Raw genomic sequence first — 19,813 nt, 5'->3', positions numbered from 1 at the left:
ATACGAACGTTCCCAACCGACCCCCTGCTACGCCCAGAGCGGAAAGCGGCCGAAAGTAACGATGATCACACTGGATGTAACGCCGTTGTCCACCGGATGGCAAGCTTGTACGCGTGGTGGCGGGAAGAACGGTAAGCTGCGCACACATGTTCGACAGAGCTGGGAGTGGGCGTGACCGCAGTTAGCGCGGAGACGGGTTATACGGCCCGCCACCTGTCGGTGCTGGAGGGTCTCGAAGCCGTCCGCAAGCGCCCCGGTATGTACATCGGGTCAACCGACAGCCGCGGTCTCATGCACTGTCTGTGGGAGATCGTGGACAACGGGGTCGACGAGGCCCTGGCCGGCTATTGCACCCGCATCGAGGTTGAACTCCACGCCGACGGCTCCATCGAGGTCCGTGACAACGGCCGGGGCATCCCCGTCGACATCGAGCCCAAGAGCGGTCTGGCGGGCGTCGAGCTCGTCTACACCAAGCTTCACGCCGGTGGGAAGTTCGGCGGCGGCTCCTACGGTGCCTCCGGCGGCCTGCACGGGGTCGGCGCCTCCGTCGTCAACGCCCTCTCCTCGCGGCTGGACGTCGAGGTCGACCGTGGCGGCCGGATTCACGAGATCAGCTTCCGCAGGGGCGTTCCCGGCGTCTTCGACGGCGACGGGCCCAAGGCCAAGTTCAAGAAGAAGTCGGGGCTGCGTGACGGCGGCGACGCCGCGAAGAACGTCACCGGCACCCGCGTGCGCTTCTGGGTCGACCACCAGATCTTCCTCCCCGAGGCCGAGGTCTCCCTCGACGAGATCCATGTCCGCCTGCGCCAGACCGCCTTCCTGGTCCCCGGCCTGACCCTGGCCGTGCGCGACAGCCGCGGCGAGGAGGCGGCCGAGGAGGAGTTCCACTTCGACGGCGGCATCTCGGAGTTCACCGAGTTCCTCGCCCGGGACGAGGCGGTCTGCGATGTGCTGCGGCTGCAGGGCGTGGGTCACTTCCACGAGACGGTTCCGGTCCTCGACGAGCTGGGGCACATGACCCCGACCGAGGTCCAGCGCGAGCTCACCGTGGACGTGGCGGTGCGCTGGGGCAAGGGTTACGACAACACCGTCAGGTCCTTCGTCAACGTGATCGCCACCCCCAAGGGCGGCACCCACGTCAACGGCTTCGAACGAGCCCTCGTCCGTACCCTGAACGAGCAGCTGCGCGAGACCCGCCTGCTCAAGAACGGCGATGCCCCGGTCACCCGTGAGGACATCATGGAGGGTCTCACCGCGGTGGTGACCGTCCGGGTGCCCGAGCCGCAGTTCGAGGGCCAGACCAAGGAGGTCCTGGGCACCTCGGCGGCCTCCAGGATCGTCGCCCACGTCGTCTCGCGCGAGCTCAAGGAACTGCTCGCCAACCCGTCGCGCAATGCCAAGCCGCAGCTCCGTGCGGTCCTGGAGAAGATCGTCGCGGCGGCCAAGGCCCGCATCGCCGCCCGGGAGCACCGTGACAACCAGCGCCGCAAGACCGCACTGGAGAACTCGGCGCTCCCGGCGAAGCTGGTCGACTGCCGAAGTGACGAGGTCGACCGCAGCGAGTTGTTCATCGTCGAGGGTGACTCGGCGCTGGGCACCGCCCGGGCGGCCCGCGACTCGGAGTTCCAGGCGCTGCTGCCGATCCGAGGCAAGATCCTGAACGTGCAGAAGGCGTCCGTCGCGGACATGCTCAAGAACGCCGAGTGTGCCGCGATCATCCAGGTCATCGGGGCGGGTTCCGGTCGATCCTTCGACATCGAGGCGGCCCGCTACGGCAAGGTCATCCTGATGGCCGACGCCGACGTCGACGGGGCGCACATCCGTTGTCTCCTGCTGACCCTGTTCCACCGCTACATGAAGCCGATGGTCGAGGCCGGGCGCGTTTTCGCCGCCGTGCCGCCGCTGCATCGGATCGAGGTCATCAACCCCGGCCGCGGTCAGGGCAAGTACGTCTACTGCTACTCCGACGCCGAGCTGCACAAGGTGCTGCGTGATCTGGAGCGCCGGGGCAAGCGCTGGAAGGATCCGGTCCAGCGATACAAGGGCCTGGGCGAGATGGACGCGGACCAGCTGGCCGAGACGACCATGGAGCCCCGCCATCGCACCCTGCGCCGGGTCCGCATCCAGGACATCGAGGAGGCCGAGCGCATCTTCGCCCTCCTGATGGGCAGCGACGTGGCCCCGCGCCGGGAGTTCATCGTGGGCAGCGCGGCCGAGATCGACCGCGACCACATCGACGCCTAGGGGCGGCGGCATCATCGGGCTCCCGGCCATTTCGCGCCAAGGCCGTCTCTGAGTGCCTTGCCGCCGCTGACCGGCCCCGCTGACCGGCCCCGCTCAGCGGGGCCGGTCACCTGGCGGGCGCCCCCATGACGTCGGCGCCGGGCGTGGCGCGGGAAGACCGGTTCCGTCCGGGCGGGGCCGGGCGGAACCGGGAGCGGATCCCGAGGCTCAGATCTCGACCGGCATCAGCTTGCCGGTGTGCACGTCGTAGACGGCGCCGCCCACCGGCATGCCCGCCGGAAGGAACGGGCTGGTCCTGATCCGGGTGAGGTCGTGGCGCAGCGCAGCGTCCTGGTCGGGGACGGTGTGGAAGTCCAGGCTCCGGGTGTCGACGCCGCGCCGGGCGGCGATCGCATGCACCTCGCCGTCGGTGACCTTGGTCATGCCGCAGTCGGTGTGCGGCATGACCAGCACCCGCTCCACCGCCAGCAGGTTGACCGCCAGGACGAGTGTGCGCAGCACGTCGTCGGTCACCCTGGCCCCGGCGTTGCGGAGGATCTTGGCGTCGCCCGGCTTCAGCCCGAAGAGACCCAGCGGATCGATCCGTGAGTCCATGCAGGTGACCACCGCGAGGCCGCGAGCGGCCTTGCCGGTCAGCTCTGAGTCGGTGAACGTGGCGGAGAACTCCTCGTTGGCGGCCAGCAGGTCGTCAAAGGCACTCACGTACGTGTATCCCTCGGTCGATGGAGCTAACGGATTAATGATGCGTCATACCCGTTTGGCGAGAGTCGTCGGGGGCGCATCGAGTGACGACTTCACCAAGATCCCACCGCCGACACCCACAGTGGGTGATGATGTCGTCACTCAAAGTCCGGGAGTTGGGGAGGGTAATGAGCAGGACCGAATCGCTGGCCGACTATCTCCGTGACCAGGGCAGGCGGAAGCTGGACCGTGTGGAGGCCAGGGACGGGGGGCGCAACGCGCGCTCGGCACTGGCCCTGCTCGACGCGGCGGCCTATACCCGGTCCCTGAAGGACGACGACCCGTTCGTGGCCGTCCTCGTGGAGGCGGGGTGTTTCGGCCCGTACGGGGCCGGTGAGTTCGATCCGCCGGATCGAGTCGCCAGGGTCGTCCGCTTCTGGGAGTCGGGCGAGCCCTGGCAACTGCTGATGGCCATCAGGTTCGCGCTCCAGGGGGCCCTCACCTGAAGGTCCCGGGCGGATTCTGAGCGCCGCGCGGGAGGGGACGCGCATCCGGAACCCGAGATCTGCCGGGCGGCGTCGCCGGGTTCCGGGGACGCGACGTCGGCGCTCGGTGCGCGGGACCCGTCACCCCTCCCCGGCCCCACGGAGCCCACGCCGTCCTGGCGGGGGCTCCGTGGGGTCCCACACGGGGGGTGAGGGTCATTCCGGGGGGGTGTCGGCCCCCTGGCCCTTCCGGTCGCCTTCGGCGCAGAGAGCGCCGCCCACGGCCGCCACGGTGTGGGTGAGCCGGACACCGGAGCCGTCGCGGCGGCCCGGCTCCTCGGGGAGCGGCGCGGGCTTGCCGACGGACGAGACCGCGCGAGCCGGGCCGGGGCCCGCCCAGGCGAGCAGCAGGACGTCCTCGCCCTTGAGGAACCGCTGGACGCGGACACCGCCGGTGCCGCGGCCCTTTGGCGGGTATTCGGCGAAGTCGGAGACCTTGGCGCCGCCGATCTGGGTGCCGGGCAGTGCGGTCGAGGAGCCGGCGATCGTCACGACCTGCGACTCGCGGGAGGGGTCGACCGCGCCGAACCAGACCACCACGGCACCTCCGTCCAGCCGCACGCCGGCCATGCCGCCCGCCGGGCGGCCCTGCGGGCGGACGACGGAGGCGGGGTAGCGCAGCAGCTGGGCCTCCGAGGTGATGAAGACCAGGTCATGGTCCTCACTCGTCAGCTCCACCGCGCCCACCACGCTGTCGCCGTCCTTGAGGCCGATGACCTCGAAGTCGTCGCGGTTGGCCGGGTAGTCGGGGACGACCCGCTTGACCACGCCCTGCGCGGTGCCCAGTGCCAGGCCGGGTCCTTCGGGGTCGAGCGAGCCGACGCCGACGACGGTCTCGCCCGGGTTGAAGGTGACGTACTCGGCGACCGGGTGGCCTCCGGACAGCGACGGCGGGTTGGCCGAGCGGGGCAGCGTGGGCAGGTCGACCACCTGGACCCGGATCATCCGCCCCTGGTTGGTGACCACGCCCACCTCGCCCCTGACGGTGCTCCGCACCGCGGAGACCAGCACGTCGTGGGCCGAGCGGTCGCCGTCGCCCGCCAGTGGCGAGGCGTCGGTCGTGCGGGCCAGCAGCCCGGTGGACGAGAACAGCACCAGGCAGGGGTCATCGGCCACCTCCAGGGGAGCCGAGACGTTCCTCGCGACCCCCGAGGACTCCAGCAGCACCGTGCGGCGCGGGGTGCCGAAGGTCTTGGAGATCTGGGCAAGCTCGTCGGAGACGACCTTGCGGAGCCTGTCGTCGGAGGACAGGATCGCGGTCAGCTCGGCGATCTCGTCGCGCAGCGTCTGGCTCTCGCGGTCGAGCTCCAGCTTGTCGTAGCGGGTCAGGCGGCGCAGCGGGGTGTCGAGGATGTAGTTGGCCTGGATCTCCGACAGCTGGAATGCCTGCGTCAGGCGCTCGCGGGCCTGGGCGGAGTCATCGGAGGAGCGGATGACCCGGATCACCTCGTCGATGTTGAGCAGGGCGATGGCGAGGCCCTCGACGAGGTGCAGTCGCTCCTCGCGCTTGCGCCGGCGGTACAGCGAGCGGCGGCGGACCACGTCGATGCGGTGGTCGACGTAGACCTGGAGCAGTTCGCGCAGGCCCAGCGTGCGCGGCTCGCCGTCGACCAGCGCGACGTTGTTGATGCCGAAGGTCTCCTCCATCGGCGTGAGCCGGTAAAGCTCCTCCAGCACGGCCTCGGGGATGAAGCCGTTCTTGATCTCGATGACCAGGCTGAGGCCCTTGTGCCGGTCGCTGAGGTCCTTGAGGTCGGAGATGCCCTGGAGCTTCTTGGCGGTGACCAGTTCCCTGATCTTGGTGACCACGCGCTCGGGGCCGACGTTGAAAGGCAGTTCGGTGACGACGATGCCCTTGCGGCGGGGGCTGACCTGCTCGACGGCGCACTTGGCGCGCATCCGGAAGGTGCCGCGGCCCTTGGCGTACGCGTCGCGAATGCCGTCGAGGCCGATGATCGTGCCGCCGGTGGGCAGGTCGGGGCCGGGGACGAACCGCATCAGGTCGTCGAGGGTCGCCTCCGGCTTCTTGATCAGGTGGCGGGCGGCGGCGACGACCTCGACGAGGTTGTGCGGCGCCATGTTGGTGGCCATCCCGACCGCGATGCCGGTGGCCCCGTTGACCAGCAGGTTGGGGAAGGCCGACGGCATGACCGTGGGCTCGGTCTCCTGGCCGTCGTAGTTGGGTTTGAAATCGACGGTGTCCTCGTCGATCGACTGGACCACGGCCATGGCCGCCGAGGCCAGCCGGGCCTCGGTGTAACGCATCGCGGCGGGCATGTCGTCCGGGGAGCCGAAGTTGCCGTGCCCGTCGATGAGCGGCAGGCGCATCGAGAACGGCTGGGCCATGCGGACCAGCGCGTCGTAGATGGCGGTGTCGCCGTGCGGGTGGAGCTTGCCCATCACGTCGCCGACGACGCGCGAGGACTTGACGTGGCCCCGGTCGGGCCGCAGGCCCATCTCGCTCATCGAGTAGAGGATGCGGCGCTGAACCGGCTTGAGGCCGTCCCTGGCGTCCGGCAGCGCGCGCTGGTAGATGACCGAGTATGCGTATTCGAGGAAGCTGGTGCGCATCTCGGTGGAAACGTCGATGTCGACGATCCGCTCCTCGAAGCCCTCGTCGGTCGGGGGTGTGGTCGTCCGTCGAGCCATCTGATTTCCTGCGCGCGCGCCCCGGCCGTCAGGCCGGGGGGGAGGCGCATCCTCCTTCTGTCTTCGTGGGCGAACCGCCTGCACCGGCTCCCCGGGGAGCCTCGGGACGGGACGTCCGGCGGGAGAGCGGTGACAGGGCGACGGTATGGTACCGAGACTCGATACCATACCCAGCTCATCCGACACCTCCGGGCCTTTCCCGGCCTGCCGCCGGGGGCCACCGCCGTTCGAGCGGGGTGTTCAGGGGGTGTCGCGGGTCCGAGGGCCCGCTCCGGGCCAGGGGCCGGGGGTCTCGCCTTCGTACTCGTCGCCGGGCACGTTCAGTTTGGTGTCGTAGATCTTGAAGCCGCGTGCCCGATAGTTGGCGAGCGCCGCCGGGCTGTCGAGGGAGCAGGTGTGCAGCCACACCCGCCGGGTCGGTTCCCGATCGGGCTGCCGGTCGGCCAGGTCCCAGGCCCTGGCGGTGACGACCTCCAGCAGATGGCCGCCGAGGCCTCTGCCGATCGCCCACGGCAGGAGGCCGAAGCAGGTGATCTCGACGCTCGCGCCGTCCTGGGGGGCGAGCTCGACGTAGCCGACGGGGGTGCCGCGGTGGTAGGCCACCCAGGTCTCCACGCCGCCCTCCAGCCAGTCGCTCCACTCGCGCCAGGTCCACGGCAGCCGGTTGGTCCAGTGCCACTCTCCGCCGACGGCCGTGCTGAGGAACCGGCTGAACTCGGGCGAAGGCACCTCGGCGTGCACGATGTCGACCTCGATCGACGGCGGTTTCGCGGGCAGCAGGTCCGAGCGTGAGGTCTGTTCGAGATACCAGGTGGTGACGTCCATAGTGGATGCATCAAACCACGGAGCGGAGCCTGCCAGCTCCCTCGCTCCCCGCCGACCCGGTGTGACTTCCTCACGAGTGTGTCCACGGCGGCCGGGGCCACTCTCGGCCGGCACCGGCCCGCGGCATGTTTTTGACCAAGTGATTGCTTGATTTATTGGGCCGGGCCAGGCTCGGAAAGAGGGGAGGGTAAGGATGACCCAACCTTCGCGAATGTCGTACGGCCACGATGGAGGGGCGTCCGAAAATGATCGAGTTCAAGCCCGTGACCAGGCACATCGGTGCCGAGGTGAACGGCGTCGACCTGCGCAGGCCACTGTCGGAGGGGGAGGTCCGGGAGATCCGGCGAGGCTGGCTGAAGCACAAGGTCCTCTTCTTCCGCGACCAGCACATCAGTGACGAAGAGCACATCCGCTTCGCGGAGAACTTCGGTTCGATCAACCACCACGCCTTCAGGAAGGACGGCGGCACCGCCATCCACGTCCTCGACCAGACCGACCCCAAGGGCGAGGGCGGCGACGAGTGGCGCAGCGACAACACCTTCGAAGCACCTGGACGTTCAGGAGCCGCGGGCGCGGTAGGCCGCGACGGCGGCCGCCGTCAGCGCGGACAGGGTGGAGGTGGTGCCGACCGACAGCGGGCGGGAGGTGCCGACCAGCGCATAAGTGAAACAGTCGGCGAGACCTGGTACCAATGACCGGTGAGCGAAGAGCAGATGCTGCGAGAAGAGGCCGAGGGGCGGCTGCGGGCGCTCGCCGGGGAGCACGCCCGGCTGCGCGAGGACCAGTGGTCGGCCATCAGGGCACTGGTCATGGACCGGCGCCGGGTGCTCGTGGTGCAGCGCACCGGCTGGGGCAAGTCAGCCGTCTACTTCATCGCCACCGCGCTCCTGCGCGAGCTGGGTGAGGGGCCGACCGTCATCGTGTCCCCGCTGCTGGCCCTGATGCGCAACCAGATCGCCGCCGCCGAGCGCGCCGGGATCAACGCGGTCACGGTCAACTCGGCCAACCCCGAGGAGTGGGAGCAGATCTACAACCAGGTCGCCGAGGGCGAGGTCGACGTGCTGCTGGTCAGCCCCGAGCGGCTCAACAACCCCGACTTCCGCGACCACGTGCTGCCCGAGCTGGCCGAGAGCGCGGGCCTGATCGTGGTCGACGAGGCGCACTGCATCTCCGACTGGGGCCACGACTTCCGCCCCGACTACCGGCGGCTGCGCACGATGTTCGAGGAGCTCACCGAGGGCGTGCCGATCCTCGCGACCACCGCCACGGCCAATGCCAGGGTCACCCGCGACGTCGCCGAGCAGATGGGCGAGGAGACGCTGGTGCTGCGCGGCGCGCTGGAGCGCGACAGCCTCCATCTCGGGGTCGTGCGCCTGCGCGGCGCCGAGCAGCGCCTGGCCTGGCTCGCCAGTACGCTGCACGAGCTCCCCGGCTCCGGCATCGTCTACACGCTCACCGTGGCCGCCGCCCAGGAGATCGCCGCCTACCTGCGCGAGCAGGGCCACGAGGTGGCCGCCTACTCCGGGCAGACCGAACAGGCCGAGCGGCTCGCCGCCGAGCAGGCACTGCTGGACAACAAGATCAAGGCACTGGTCGCGACCTCCGCGCTCGGCATGGGCTATGACAAGCCCGACCTGGGATTCGTCGTCCATGTCGGGGCCCCGCAGTCCCCGGTGGCCTACTACCAGCAGGTCGGAAGGGCGGGCCGAGGAGTCGAGCGGGCAGAGGTGATCCTGCTGCCCGGTGCGGAGGACCGCGACATCTGGGCGTACTTCGCCTCGCTGGCCTTCCCGCCCGAGCCCGTCGTGCGGGCCGTGCTGGCCGCGCTGGAGGAGGGCGGAGTGATGTCCACGGCAGCCCTGGAGAACCGGGTGGATCTCAGCCGGAGCCGCCTTGAGACCATGCTGAAGGTCCTCGACGTCGACGGCGCCGTGCGCCGGGTCAAGGGCGGCTGGGAGTCCACCGGCGAGCCCTGGGAGTACGACGCCCCGCGCTACGCCAGGGTCACCGCCGAGCGGGAGGCAGAGCAGCGGGCCATGCTCGACTACCTCGACACCACCGGCTGCCGGGAGGAGTTCCTCCGCCGCCGCCTGGACGACGACACCGCCGCCCCGTGTGGGCGCTGCGACAACTGCACCGGCACGCACCGCTCGCCCGAGGTGGACGAGCAGGCCGTGCGGTCGGCGGCCGATCGGCTCCGCAGGCCCGGGGTGGAGGTCGAGGCGCGCAGGCAGTGGCCGACGGGGCTGACCGATCTCAAGGGCCGGATCAGGCCGGAACTGGGCGCCGAGCCGGGGCGGGTGCTGGGCAGGCTCACCGACATCGGCTGGGGCAACCGCCTGCGCGGCCTCCTGGCCGACGGAGCCGCCGACGGGCCGGTTCCCGACGACGTCTTCGCCGCCGTGGTCAAGGTGCTGTCGTCCTGGGAGTGGGCACAGCGCCCGGTCGGGGTGGTCGCGGTGCCCTCGGGAAGTCGCCCGCAACTCGTCCGCAACCTGGCCGAGCGGCTGGCCCAGGTGGGGCGCCTGTCCTATCTGGGCGACCTCGGCTACCGGTCGGGCCCGCCCGGACGGCAGTTCAACAGCGCGCAGCGCGTCCAGGCGATCCGGGGCACCCTCGCCATGCCCTCCGCCCTGGGCGCGGCCGTGGTCTCGGCCCAAGGGCCGCTCCTTCTGGTCGACGACCGGATCGACACGGGCTGGACGATGACCCTGGGAGCCGCCATGCTCCGTCACGCCGGAGCCCCCGCCGTGCTGCCTCTCGCCCTGGCGGTCACCAGCTAGAGAGCCGGTCAAGTAACCGCACAGAGCGTTGATCAACACCAGATGCGGCCAGGCCGACCTGTTGCGACCCGGGTTTACCGAAGGCCGGACACCGCTTGGTCCTTACTTGACCGGTGCTCTAGGCCCTGGCGGTCACCAGCTAGGAGAGTCCGCCCGACCAGGTGGACCCTCGCTAGAGGCGGGGGCGGGCGCCCAGGTGGGAGATGGCCCGGGAGGCCAGGTGGCAGCCGGAGGCCAGGGCCTCGGCCGGGGGTTTGCCGCCGAGCCATGCCGGCAGGAAGCCCGCGGTGAAGGCGTCACCGGCGCCGGTGCCGTCGACCACGCGCTCCACGGCCCCGGCGGGGACCTTGATCGGGTCGGGGCGGTTGCCGTACCAGAGCGCGCCCTCGTCACGGAGCTTGACGACCACCTGAGGGAACCAGGCGGTGAGGACCTTGGCGGCGGCGGCGGGATCGTCGCGGCCGGTGAGGACCTTCGCCTGGTCGGCGTTGGCGAACAGCAGCTTGGCGCTCTGCGTCCACTCCAGGAAGGGCTCGGCACCCGTGCGCTCCAGAGGAGCGGAGGAGGAGCAGTCGACCGAGACGGACATCCCGGAGCGGCGAGCCATCTCCAGCGCCGCCATACCGGCCTCGCGTGAACCCTCGTTGATCAGCGTGTAGCCGGACAGGTGCAGGTGCCCACCCTGGGAGAACAGGTCACGGGGCAGATCCTCGGGGGACAGGGCCGCGTTCGCGCCGGGGTCGGACAGCATGGTGCGCTCGCCCTTGTGGGTGACGAGCACCACGCAGGTGCCGGTCGGCCGCTCGGGATCCATGACGAGGCGGGCGTCGACGCCGTAGCCCATCAACTCCATGTCGCGGTTACGGCCGGTGATGTCGGCGCCGCGCCGCCCGATGAAGGCGACCTCCGTGCCCTCGACGGCGAGCCAGGAGGCGATGTTGGCCCCCGAGCCACCGCCGTGCATGGTGACGACCGCCGGTGTGTCGCTGGCCCTTGCCAACGGGTAGCGAGCTCTCGCGACCGCATCGGTCATGAGATCGCCCACCACGACCACCCGCGTCATGATGTCACCACCTTGCTGCCTTCGATGCCGACGTGCCTCTGGCCGTGCTTCAAGCCGTACCTCTAGACCTCTAGCCGCGAAAAACTTAACAGCTTCCGGCCAGGCTATGGGGTCTTGACCAGACACCGGACCATAGTCGATGCACAAGCGTTGCGTGAATTCGTGCCGCTGGTCCGTCTTGTGAGATTCGCGTCTACTCTCGGGGCTGTGGAGGCTGCTCAGTACCCTGCCCACTGGGAGGCGGACGTCGTCCTGTCGGACGGCGGCACCGCCCATGTACGCCCGATTCGGCCCGCCGACGCCGACCGGTTGCGTTCCTTCTACGGCCGGCTGTCCAACGAGTCGATCTACTTCCGCTTCTTCAGTCCCCGGCCGCGGCTGTCGGATCGGGAGATCACCTGGTTCACCAACGTCGACTACGTGGACCGCGTGGCGTTGATCGCCACGATCGGCGCCGAGATGGTGGCGGTCATCAGCTACGACCGGATCGAACCCGGCGAGGCGGAGGTCGCCTTCCTCGTCGAGGACGCCCACCAGGGCCGGGGGGTCGCCTCGGTGCTCCTCGAACACCTGGCGGCCACCGCCAGGGAGCGGGGGATCGCCTGCTTCGTCGCCGACGTGCTGCCCGCCAACCAGAAGATGATGGGCGTCCTCAAACAGGTCGGCTACACCGCGCAGAGTAGTTTCGCCGACGGCGTGGTCCGGATGACCCTCGACCTCACCCCGACCGAGACCGCCCAGGAGGTGACCACCGCCCGCGAGCACCGCGCCGAGTCCCGCTCGATCGAGCGCCTGCTCTCGCCTGGCTCGGTGGCGGTCGTCGGGGCGGGGCGCGAGCCGGGCGGCGTCGGCCAGACCGTGCTGCGCAACCTGCTCGGCGCCGATTTCACCGGTCCGGTCTACCCCGTGCACCGCGAGGTGCGGGCCGTGGCCGGGGTGCGGGCCTACCCGAGTGTGACGGCCATCGACGGGGAGGTGGACCTCGCCGTTCTCGCCGTACCCGCCGACGGGGTGATCGACGTGGTCAAGGAGTGCGCGGAGAAGGGGGTGCGCGGGCTGATCGTGGTCTCCTCCGGGTTCGGCGAGGCCGGCCCCGAGGGGCGGGCCAGGCAGGACGAGATGGTGCGCATCGCCCGCGCGTACGGCCTGCGGGTCGTCGGCCCCAACTGCCTCGGCATCGCCAATACCGACCCATCGGTGCGGCTGAACGCCACGCTCGCCGCCACCCTCCCCGGGCGCGGCAGGGTCGGCTTCTTCAGCCAGTCCGGAGCCCTGGGCGCCGCGCTGCTGCAGCGGGTGGCCCAGCGGGGCATGGGCATCTCCTCGTTCGTCTCCGCGGGCAACCGCGCCGACGTGTCGGGCAACGACCTGCTCCAGTACTGGGAGGAGGATCCGCGGACCGACGTGATCCTGCTCTACCTGGAGTCGCTGGGAAACCCCCGCAAGTTCGCCCGCCTCGCGCGGCGCATCTCGCGCCGCAAGCCGATCGTGGTCGTCAAGAGCGGCGGCACCACCCAGGGCGTGCCCACGGGTCACGCCGCGCCCGTGCTCGGCCTGCCGGACCCCGCGCTCAGCGCGCTGTTCGAGCAGGCGGGGGTGATCAGGGTGGACGACCTGATCCAGCAGTTCGACGTGGCGCAGCTGCTGGCCTACCAGCCGCTGCCCGCCGGGCCCAGGGTCGGTCTGGTCAGCAACTCCGACGCGATGGCGCTGCTGGCCGCCGACGCCTGCGCGCGGGTCGGCCTGGAGCCCAGGCCATCGGTCAACCTCGGCGCGCGGGCGGGCGCCGCCGAGTTCGGTGCGGCCCTGGCCTCGGTGCTCCCGGACGTGGACGCCGTGGTGGCGATCTACATGCCGCCCATCCCCGGCAACGCCGAAGAGGTCGGCGCCGAGCTGCTGCGCGTCTCTCGCGACTGCGGCAAACCGGTGCTGGCCACGTTCGAAGGCAAGATCGGCATGCTCGGGGAACTGCGGGTCGGCACCACTCCCGAGCGAGGCTCCATCCCCTCGTACACCGCGCCCGAGGAGGCGGTCCGCGCGCTCGCCCACGTCGTGCGGCACGCGCGCTGGCTGGAGCAGCCCGCAGGGGTGCCCGAGGAGATCGAGGGCGTCGACACCGGCGCGGCACGGAGCCTCGTGCTCGCCGGGCTGGGCGACGCCCCGGCCGAGATCGACGCCTCGCGGCTGCTCGCCCGCTACGGGGTGGAGGTCTGGCCGTCGGAGACGGTGGGATCGCCCCAGGAGGCCGTCGACGCCGCGACGAGGCTCGGCTGGCCGGTCGTGCTGAAGGCCGAGGGGTCCGAGGCGGCCAAGCATGCGGGGACCGTGCGTCTGGGGTTGTCGGGACCCGACGGGGTACGTGACGCCTACGCCGACCTGACGCGCCAACTCGAACCCGGGGCCGTGCTCGCGGTGCAGCGCATGGCCCCGCAGCCCGCGGTGCCGACCGTGGCCGGGGTGATGGACGACCCCGCCTTCGGCGCGGTCGTCTCCTTCGGGCTCGGTGAGATCACCGCGCGGCTGCTGCACGACGAGGCGTACCGGCTGGCCCCGCTGACCCGTGAGGACGCGGCGGCACTGGTGAGGTCGCCGCGCGCCGCCCCCCTGCTCCTCGGCGAGTACGGCTACCCGCCGGTCGCGGTCGAGGCGCTGGAGGACCTGCTGATCCGCCTCGGACGGCTGGCGGACGATCTCCCGGAGGTGGCACGGCTCACTCTCGACCCGGTGCTGGTGGGGCAGTCCGGGGTGACCGTGCTGGGCGCCCGGGTCGTGCTCCGCGACCACGAGGGCCCGCGCCCCGACGACGGCCCCCGGCGCCTCGGCTGACGCGGACCTCTCCCGTGGTCCGCGCCGCCCGGCCGGGTCCACGGCCGGAGAGCGCGGGGCATCCCGCCGGGTGAACGTTCCCGCCCGGCGTACCCGGCATGTCCTGTCAGGTCGCGGACGTCGCCGCAGGGAGGATCTGGACCGTGCTGGCGACGGTGTCGGACGCGTGGCCGGTCCCGGTGGGGACGGCCACGGCCTCGACGGCCCTGCCGGAGGCGGTCAGCGTGCCGGTGGCGTCCCTCGCCACGGTCACGCCGATCGTGATCCGGGGCAGCTGGAAGCCGGGAGAGGCCAGGTCACGCGTTTCGCAGTCGACGCTCCTGGGCGTTGTCCGGCATCTCCAGCCCGCGCCCGAGGCCCGTACCGGGGTCAGGTCCGCGGGGAAGTAGTAGGTGACCTCGGTCGGGTATCCGATCCCGATGGAGGCGGGGTCGGCGGTGACGTCTATGGAGAAGGTGCCGGTGCCACCGGCCTCGAAGGGGCCGTCGTGGACCGTGGTGAGGATCAGGTCGGCGGGGAGTCGCGCTCCGAGGGCGGGCGGTGCGGTGGCGGCGGCGATGGCCGCCACAGTGGTCGTGACGGTCACCGCCACGGTGGCCGCGATGGTCACCGCGAGGGCCATCCCGGCCCGCTCCGGCGAATCTGGACGTTCATCGGCCATATCTCCTCATCCCTGGATTCCGGGTTCCGGACCACCACTGCTCCCGGTAGCCCAGAAAAGATCACGTCAAACCAAACGGAGGTAAAAGTCACGGACCGGAACCGGACACCGGGCGCTTCCGGTGACGCTTTCGCGGCCGGAAAAGACCGTCGCGGGCCGGATCACGATTTGCACCACCTGCCAAAGGGGGCGCGCTCCCGGTGAAAGCGCTGCCCCGGACAGGGCAGGATGGACCCATGAGGGAAACCCGACTCTCGTCCGCCGGCCTGCGCGACGCCATCGACCGCAGTGGCTACTATCCCGATCTGGTCGCCGACGCGGTCGATTCCGCGCTCGGCAAGGAGCAGGTGGGCGCCTACGTCGTGCATCACGAGGCCACCTTCGACCCGGCCATGGAGGTGCGCAGGCACGTCACGGTGCTGGTGCTCTCCCCCACCCGGCTACTCGTCTGCCACACCGACGAGCACCCGCCCGTGGAGGGGGTGTCGGCGTCACACGCCTCCACGACCACCGAGGCCGTGCGCCTCAGCCGGATCCAGTCGGTCGCGGTCACCAGAGTCGTCCCCGACCCCGCCTCCTACGTTCCGGGCGTGCCGCCCACGGAGGTCACGCTCACGATCGGCTGGGGCGCCATCTCCCACGTCGACCTGGAGCCGGCCACCTGCGGCGACGAGAACTGCGAGGCCGACCACGGATACACCGGCGCCATCACGGCCGACGATCTCTCCCTGCGGGTGAGCGAGGCGGCCGACGGACCAGAGGCCGTCTCCCATGTGCTGGCCTTCGCCAAGGCACTGTCGGAGGCCACCGCCCGCACCGCCTCGTGATCCCTCTGGTCCCCGCCTACGGGACGGCCTCGCTCGCGGACCTGTCGTCCTCGTTGCTCGCCTCGGTCGGGATGGACGGCGACAACCCGCTGGGCCTCGCCCCGGCAGAGCGGGTCCTGCTGTTCCTCGTCGACGGCATGGGCGCCGAACTGCTCGCCGCCCACCCACTGACCGCGCCGTTCCTGTCCGCCAGGCTCGGCAGGGTGCTGACCGCGGGCTTCCCAGCCACAACCGTGACCAGCCTGGGCACACTCGGCACCGGTCTGCCACCGGGCGAGCACGGCATGCTCGGCTACCAGCTCGCCGTGCCCGGCGCCGGCTACATGCTCAACTGCCTGCGCTGGACCGCCAAGGGCCCCCTCGTCGACCCCGGCGACTGGCAGCCCACCCCGACCGTGTACGAACGTGCGGCGGCGGCCGACATCCCGGTCAGCTACGTCGGCCCGGCCAGGTTCGAGACCACCGGTTTCAACAGGGCCGTCTACCGGGGCGTGCGCTTCGTCGGTGCCGACGAGGTCGACGACCGGATCGCCGGGGTCCGCCACGCGCTGGCCGAGCCCCGCGCCCACGTCTCGGTCTACTACGGAGACCTCGACTCCGTCGGCCACCGGACCGGCTGGGGCTCCCCGGCCTGGCTCGACCAGCTCGCCCTGGTCGACCGGATGGCCGAGCGGCTGGCCGAGACGCTCCCGCCCGGCTCGGCGATGTACGTCACCGCCGACCACGGCATGGTCAACGTCACCGATCGTGTCGACGTCGACACGATCGGCGTGCTGCGCGAGGGCGTCGCCCTGCTCGGTGGGGAGGCCAGGGCCCGTCACGTTTACACCGTCCCCGGCGCCGCGGAAGCGGTACTCGACACCTGGCGTGACATCCTCGCGGGAAAGGCCTGGGTGGCATCCCGCCAGGAGGCGGTCGAATCCGGCTGGTTCGGCCCCAGGGTCCGCTCCGAATGGCTGCCCAGGATCGGCGACGTCCTCGCCGTTCCGTACACCGACTGCGCCATCGTCGCCTCGGTCGCCGAACCGCAGGAGGCGGCCTTCGTCGGCTGTCACGGCTCGCTGACACCCGCCGAGCAGCACGTTCCCCTCCTGGAGGTGAGCACCAGATGAGCCCGCGCCCTACGCCGGGTCGCGGGCCGGTCGAATGACCGATTCCCCGGGGCCGGGCGCCACCGGCTGATCCCCGCACCCGAAGCAGACGAAGCCCGCCACACCGGTCTTCCCGCTCGCGGTGGCCAGTGCCCGCGCGGGTGGGGCGCCGGCGGCCAGCGACCTGTGGAAGACGGTCATCAGAGCCAGCGTCTCCTCGTCGCGCACCGGCACCAGGCTGGCCACCACGCACCGTGTCCCCAGCGACAGGAACGTGCCCGCCAGCCCCAGGGGCGCCCCGTCGGCCGGGGCGTGCGCCATCCCCGCGTCGCACGCCGACAGCACCACCAGCCAGGGCGGGGTGCGCAGCCGGAGCAGGTCGTACGCCATCAGCGGGCCGTCGTCGAGATCGATGCTCGACAGCAGCGGGCTGCGCGGGGAGAACATCCCGTGCGCGGCCAGGTGCGCCACGTCCGCCCGCTCCAGTGCCGCCATCACCTCCGCCCGCCGCGCCGCCACCCGCTCCGTCCCCGGGTGGCACTCGCCGACCATGCGAGCCTCGGTCTCCGAGCACCGCAGCCCCGGCCCCGCCACGGCCACGACACGCCCGTCCCGCACGGCCGGCACCTCCCTGCCGGCCAGCCAGGCGGCGGCACTGGCCGCCACGCTCACCGGCCGGTCGGAGTTCATGGGCAGCAGCGGCCAGGGCAGGATGTGCAGCGTCCCCGTCGGCACGATCACCAGCGGCCGGTCGCCCAGCCGGTCGCCCAGCGGGCGGAAGAGGAGCCGTTCCAACTCCGCGGCCTCCGCACCGGGCTCGGGAGCCCTTCCATCGAGCAGGTGCGCCCTGCGTAGCCCGTACCGCAGGCGGACGACGGCCTCGGCGACGGTCGCGAACGGGCCGAGGCGGCGCAGCGTCACCCGGTCCCGGGTGACCGCGACGGCGACCAGTTCCGCCTCATGGCGGACGAACTCCACCAGGGCCGACTCTCCGAGCGCCGCTCGCAGCGCGGCCAGGCAGGGCGCGAGCGGCCGGCCCGCACCTCCGGTGACCGCCCGCCACCGCTCGGCCCACGCCAGGACCGTGCGGCCTCGTCCGGTTCGCATGGCGAGGGCCAGCCCGAACCCGGCCAGCGGCTCACCCGCCCTGGCGGCGTGCGCGCGCACCATCGGGTCCTCGAACGCCTTCGTTTCGGAACCCACCTCCGCGAGGCCTGCCAGCACCGCCGCGAACGCCCCCCGCCGGTCGCCGGCCAGGAACCGCCGCAGCGCCGTCGCCTGGCGGGCGACCAGCCCGCGACCCGAGCGGGAGAGGAGGGCCAGCTGGCCGTCGGTGGACGGCCGGTCACCCAGCCGGAGCGCGACCTCGGCGGCGCTGAGCCTGAGCGCCGCCGAGGTGTTCAGGTGGCCGGTGGCATCGAGTGCTTCGGCGCACGCGAGCATCTCCGGCACCGTCGCCGGTAGCTTCGCGGAGGACGGGTCCAGTGCGAGCCGGGCCCGCAGCAGGATCTCGTCGGCGAGCGGTGCCAGGACCGCTCGCCCCTGCGCGGCCAGCTCGTGAGCGGCCAGCTCCGCGCTCTCCCGGGCGCGGCGCGGATCTCCGGTGCGCAGCTCGACCCTGGCGAGCAGAAGGCGGGCCTCGGCCAGGGCCACCCCGGCGCCCGCCGCCGCCAGCTCGGGAACCGCCATGTTCAGCAGCGCTCGCGCCTCGCCGGGCAGGTGGGCGGTGACCAGCGCCTCGGCCAGGTCACAGCGGACCGTCGCCAGCCGCTCCGGGTAGTCGAGCAGGATGTCCTGGGCACGCCGGTAGGCGGTGAAGGCGGCGGGCAGGTCGCCGCGCCGCGCGGCCAGGAACGGCAGGTTGCCCTCGGCGAGCGCGAGCACATGCGTGAGGCCCGCGCCTCTCGCCAGCTCCGCGCACCGGCCCAGGTCGGCCTCCGCCGCCTCGAACTCCCCGAGGAACACCCGGGCGAGTCCGCGGTTCAGCATCGCCCCGGCCAGGAACCTGACGTCGTCGCCGAGGACGGCCACGGCCCGGTCGCAGTGGGCGACGGCCTCGCGGTAGCGGCCGAGCCTCGCCAGGGCCATCGCGCGATGCACGCCGAGCTTGCCCAGCTCGGCCGGGGTCAGGCCGGGTTCGGCGTCCGCGGCGATGGCCAGCGCCTGCTCCGGGTGGCCCAGCTCCGTGCGGATGTGGACCAGTGACAGGCGCGCCTGGGCCGCCCGGTGCGGCAGCCCGGCCCGCAGCGCGATCTCCACCGCCCGGTGCAACCGCTCCTCGGCGAACGGCAGGTCGCCGAGCTCTCGCGCCGCCACCGCCAGCGCCCGGTGCGCCACCGCCTCCGCCTCGCAGTGCCGGCAGCCCGGGCTCCGGTCCGCCACCGCGCCGCCATCGTCCGGATCACCCGTCGGGCCGGTCGTTCCCGGACAGGACGCGGGGAGCGAGGCGAGCAGGGTGCGGGCGAGAGCGAGGGCGCGGGCCGGGTCGCTGCCCGAGAGGTCGACCGCGTGCTCGGCGGCGGCGAGCGCCTCGTCGAAGGTCAACTACGGGCGGATCCGGGTCCAGCTGGTGACCACCGGGAGATCTTCCGGCCGGTGACACACCACACTGAACCAGCCCGGCGGCAGGCCGGTGACGGCGAACCGGCCCGTCGGGGACAGTGCGCGCGACTCGGTGAGGTGCGGCGTGCGGATCTCGACCAGCGTGCCCGCCTCGGGGCAGGGGGAGATCTGGCCCGCCAGGTCGACCAGGCCGTCCAGGGAGGTGACCTCCAGCTCCACCGTGAGCTCGGCGGCGACGAACTTCAGCAGCCGGGGACCCTCGGCGGACCGAACGCCCTGTGGTACGGGCGTGACCACGGAGCGGGCCGTGGTGGCACCGGGCAGTCGCAGACCGAAGACCGCACGGGCGGCGGCCGTCACCTGGGCCGGTACCGGGTCGCTCCCGGAGGCCAGGCGCAGCGCGGCTATCAGGGACTCGTCGTCGATCGTCGTCGGATGTCGTGTCACGGTGTCGCCTCCCGGGTGGTGAGCATGGTGCGTAGTCGGTTCAGGCAGCGACCTCGGGTGGGACCGTAGCTGCCGCTGGGCATGCCCAGGCGCCCGGCCAGCTGGTGGACGCCCGCGTCTGGGGCGGTGGCCATCAGCCGGAACAGCGAGCGGCACGGCTCGTGCATCTCGTCGACGGCCTGCCACAGACGGCGGCTCTCGTCGGCGGTCAGCACGGCCAGCGCCGGATCGGCGTGGACGTGCCCGGCGTCGGCCGGTGTGGAACGCGCGTGCCCGGTGTCCACCGGGTCGGCGACCAGCCGTTCGCCCCGGTGCCGCCGGCGGAGCAGGGACGCCTCGCGCTTGGCAGTGGTGAACAGCCAGGGGCCGATCCGGTCCGGGTCACGAATGGTGTGCAGGCTTTCGAGCAGCCGTAGCCACGTGCCCTGCACCGCGTCGGCGGCGTCCGCCGGGCTCAGGTCGTAGGCGCGCACCGCCGACCACAGCGGGCCGGTGAAGCGGGTGACCAGCGCGTCCCAGGCCGCCTGGTCGCCGGCCAGGACGGCCTCGATCGTGGGCTGGTCGCTCACCGGCACCTCCGAGCCACATAGGACACTCTGAGTGTTCACG

The 19,813-nt window shown here is 71.7% G+C and carries 15 protein-coding genes; 7 read left to right on the top strand and 8 right to left on the bottom strand.

The features are described from left to right. Nucleotides 1-171 precede the first annotated feature (171 nt). Nucleotides 172-2,244: a DNA gyrase/topoisomerase IV subunit B gene (locus tag OG884_RS04860; RefSeq protein WP_326642559.1), complete on the top strand. Its 2,073-nt coding sequence runs from the start codon at nt 172-174 to the stop codon at nt 2,242-2,244. Nucleotides 2,245-2,451: 207 nt separating this feature from the next. On the opposite strand, the gene OG884_RS04855 is transcribed toward OG884_RS04860, so the two are convergent. Then, nucleotides 2,452-2,946 (bottom strand): beta-class carbonic anhydrase, encoded by a 495-nt coding sequence (locus OG884_RS04855; protein WP_326642557.1) that lies wholly within the window; start codon nt 2,944-2,946, stop codon nt 2,452-2,454. Nucleotides 2,947-3,113: 167 nt separating this feature from the next. Between OG884_RS04855 and OG884_RS04850 the strand changes: the two genes are divergently transcribed. Further along, on the top strand, nt 3,114-3,431 hold the full coding sequence (locus OG884_RS04850) for a hypothetical protein (RefSeq protein WP_326642555.1): 318 nt from the start codon (nt 3,114-3,116) through the stop codon (nt 3,429-3,431). A gap of 195 nt (nt 3,432-3,626) precedes the next feature. Here OG884_RS04850 and OG884_RS04845 read toward each other — a convergent pair whose 3' ends face one another. Both OG884_RS04845 and OG884_RS04840 read right to left on the bottom strand, forming a co-directional pair. Next, on the bottom strand, nt 3,627-6,119 hold the full coding sequence (locus tag OG884_RS04845; RefSeq protein ID WP_326642553.1) for a DNA gyrase/topoisomerase IV subunit A: 2,493 nt from the start codon (nt 6,117-6,119) through the stop codon (nt 3,627-3,629). Between the two features lie 240 nt (nt 6,120-6,359). Then, complete coding sequence (locus tag OG884_RS04840; RefSeq protein WP_326642551.1) at nt 6,360-6,944, bottom strand: GNAT family N-acetyltransferase; 585 nt, start codon at nt 6,942-6,944, stop codon at nt 6,360-6,362. 245 nt (nt 6,945-7,189) lie between these two features. On the opposite strand from OG884_RS04840, the gene OG884_RS04835 reads away from it, so the two are divergent. Further along, the gene (locus OG884_RS04835) at nt 7,190-7,639 is read left to right on the top strand and encodes a TauD/TfdA dioxygenase family protein (protein ID WP_326642549.1); all 450 of its coding nucleotides are present in this window, start codon (nt 7,190-7,192) and stop codon (nt 7,637-7,639) included. A gap of 18 nt (nt 7,640-7,657) precedes the next feature. After that, nucleotides 7,658-9,727: a RecQ family ATP-dependent DNA helicase gene (locus OG884_RS04830; protein ID WP_326646856.1), complete on the top strand. Its 2,070-nt coding sequence runs from the start codon at nt 7,658-7,660 to the stop codon at nt 9,725-9,727. 172 nt (nt 9,728-9,899) lie between these two features. Here the strand turns inward: OG884_RS04830 and OG884_RS04825 are convergent, their stop codons facing one another. After that, a complete protein-coding gene (locus OG884_RS04825) occupies nt 9,900-10,790 on the bottom strand; it encodes a carbohydrate kinase family protein (RefSeq protein WP_326642547.1) in 891 nt (296 codons plus the stop codon). Nucleotides 10,791-10,997: 207 nt separating this feature from the next. Between OG884_RS04825 and OG884_RS04820 the strand changes: the two genes are divergently transcribed. Then, nucleotides 10,998-13,616, top strand: coding sequence for a bifunctional acetate--CoA ligase family protein/GNAT family N-acetyltransferase (locus tag OG884_RS04820; protein WP_326642545.1), 2,619 nt, complete (start codon nt 10,998-11,000; stop codon nt 13,614-13,616). 106 nt (nt 13,617-13,722) lie between these two features. On the opposite strand, the gene OG884_RS04815 is transcribed toward OG884_RS04820, so the two are convergent. Continuing rightward, the gene (locus tag OG884_RS04815) at nt 13,723-14,277 is read right to left on the bottom strand and encodes a hypothetical protein (protein WP_326642543.1); all 555 of its coding nucleotides are present in this window, start codon (nt 14,275-14,277) and stop codon (nt 13,723-13,725) included. Between the two features lie 236 nt (nt 14,278-14,513). Here OG884_RS04815 and OG884_RS04810 point away from each other — a divergent pair, with 236 nt between their 5' ends. Continuing rightward, the gene (locus tag OG884_RS04810; RefSeq protein ID WP_326642540.1) at nt 14,514-15,104 is read left to right on the top strand and encodes a DUF5998 family protein; all 591 of its coding nucleotides are present in this window, start codon (nt 14,514-14,516) and stop codon (nt 15,102-15,104) included. After that, nucleotides 15,101-16,216, top strand: coding sequence for an alkaline phosphatase family protein (locus OG884_RS04805; RefSeq protein ID WP_326642538.1), 1,116 nt, complete (start codon nt 15,101-15,103; stop codon nt 16,214-16,216). The genes OG884_RS04810 and OG884_RS04805 overlap by 4 nt, the downstream gene beginning before the upstream one ends. A 9-nt stretch (nt 16,217-16,225) precedes the next feature. Here the strand turns inward: OG884_RS04805 and OG884_RS04800 are convergent, their stop codons facing one another. From OG884_RS04800 to OG884_RS04790, 3 genes are read right to left on the bottom strand one after another with little or no spacing between them, the layout of a single operon-like run. Next, nucleotides 16,226-18,739 carry a CHAT domain-containing protein gene (locus OG884_RS04800; protein WP_326642537.1) on the bottom strand — a complete coding sequence of 838 codons (2,514 nt, stop codon included), beginning with the start codon at nt 18,737-18,739 and terminating at the stop codon, nt 16,226-16,228. Continuing rightward, entirely contained in the window at nt 18,740-19,204 is a 465-nt protein-coding gene (locus tag OG884_RS04795; protein ID WP_326642535.1) for a hypothetical protein, read from the bottom strand. It abuts the gene before it with no gap. Then, a complete protein-coding gene (locus tag OG884_RS04790; protein ID WP_326642533.1) occupies nt 19,201-19,812 on the bottom strand; it encodes an RNA polymerase sigma factor in 612 nt (203 codons plus the stop codon). Before OG884_RS04790 ends, OG884_RS04795 begins: the two co-directional genes overlap by 4 nt. Nucleotide 19,813: the final 1 nt, after the last annotated feature.

Source organism: Streptosporangium sp. NBC_01755 (assembly GCF_035917995.1).
Lineage (GTDB): Bacteria > Actinomycetota > Actinomycetes > Streptosporangiales > Streptosporangiaceae > Streptosporangium.
This window is presented reverse-complemented; position numbering and strand designations above follow the sequence as displayed.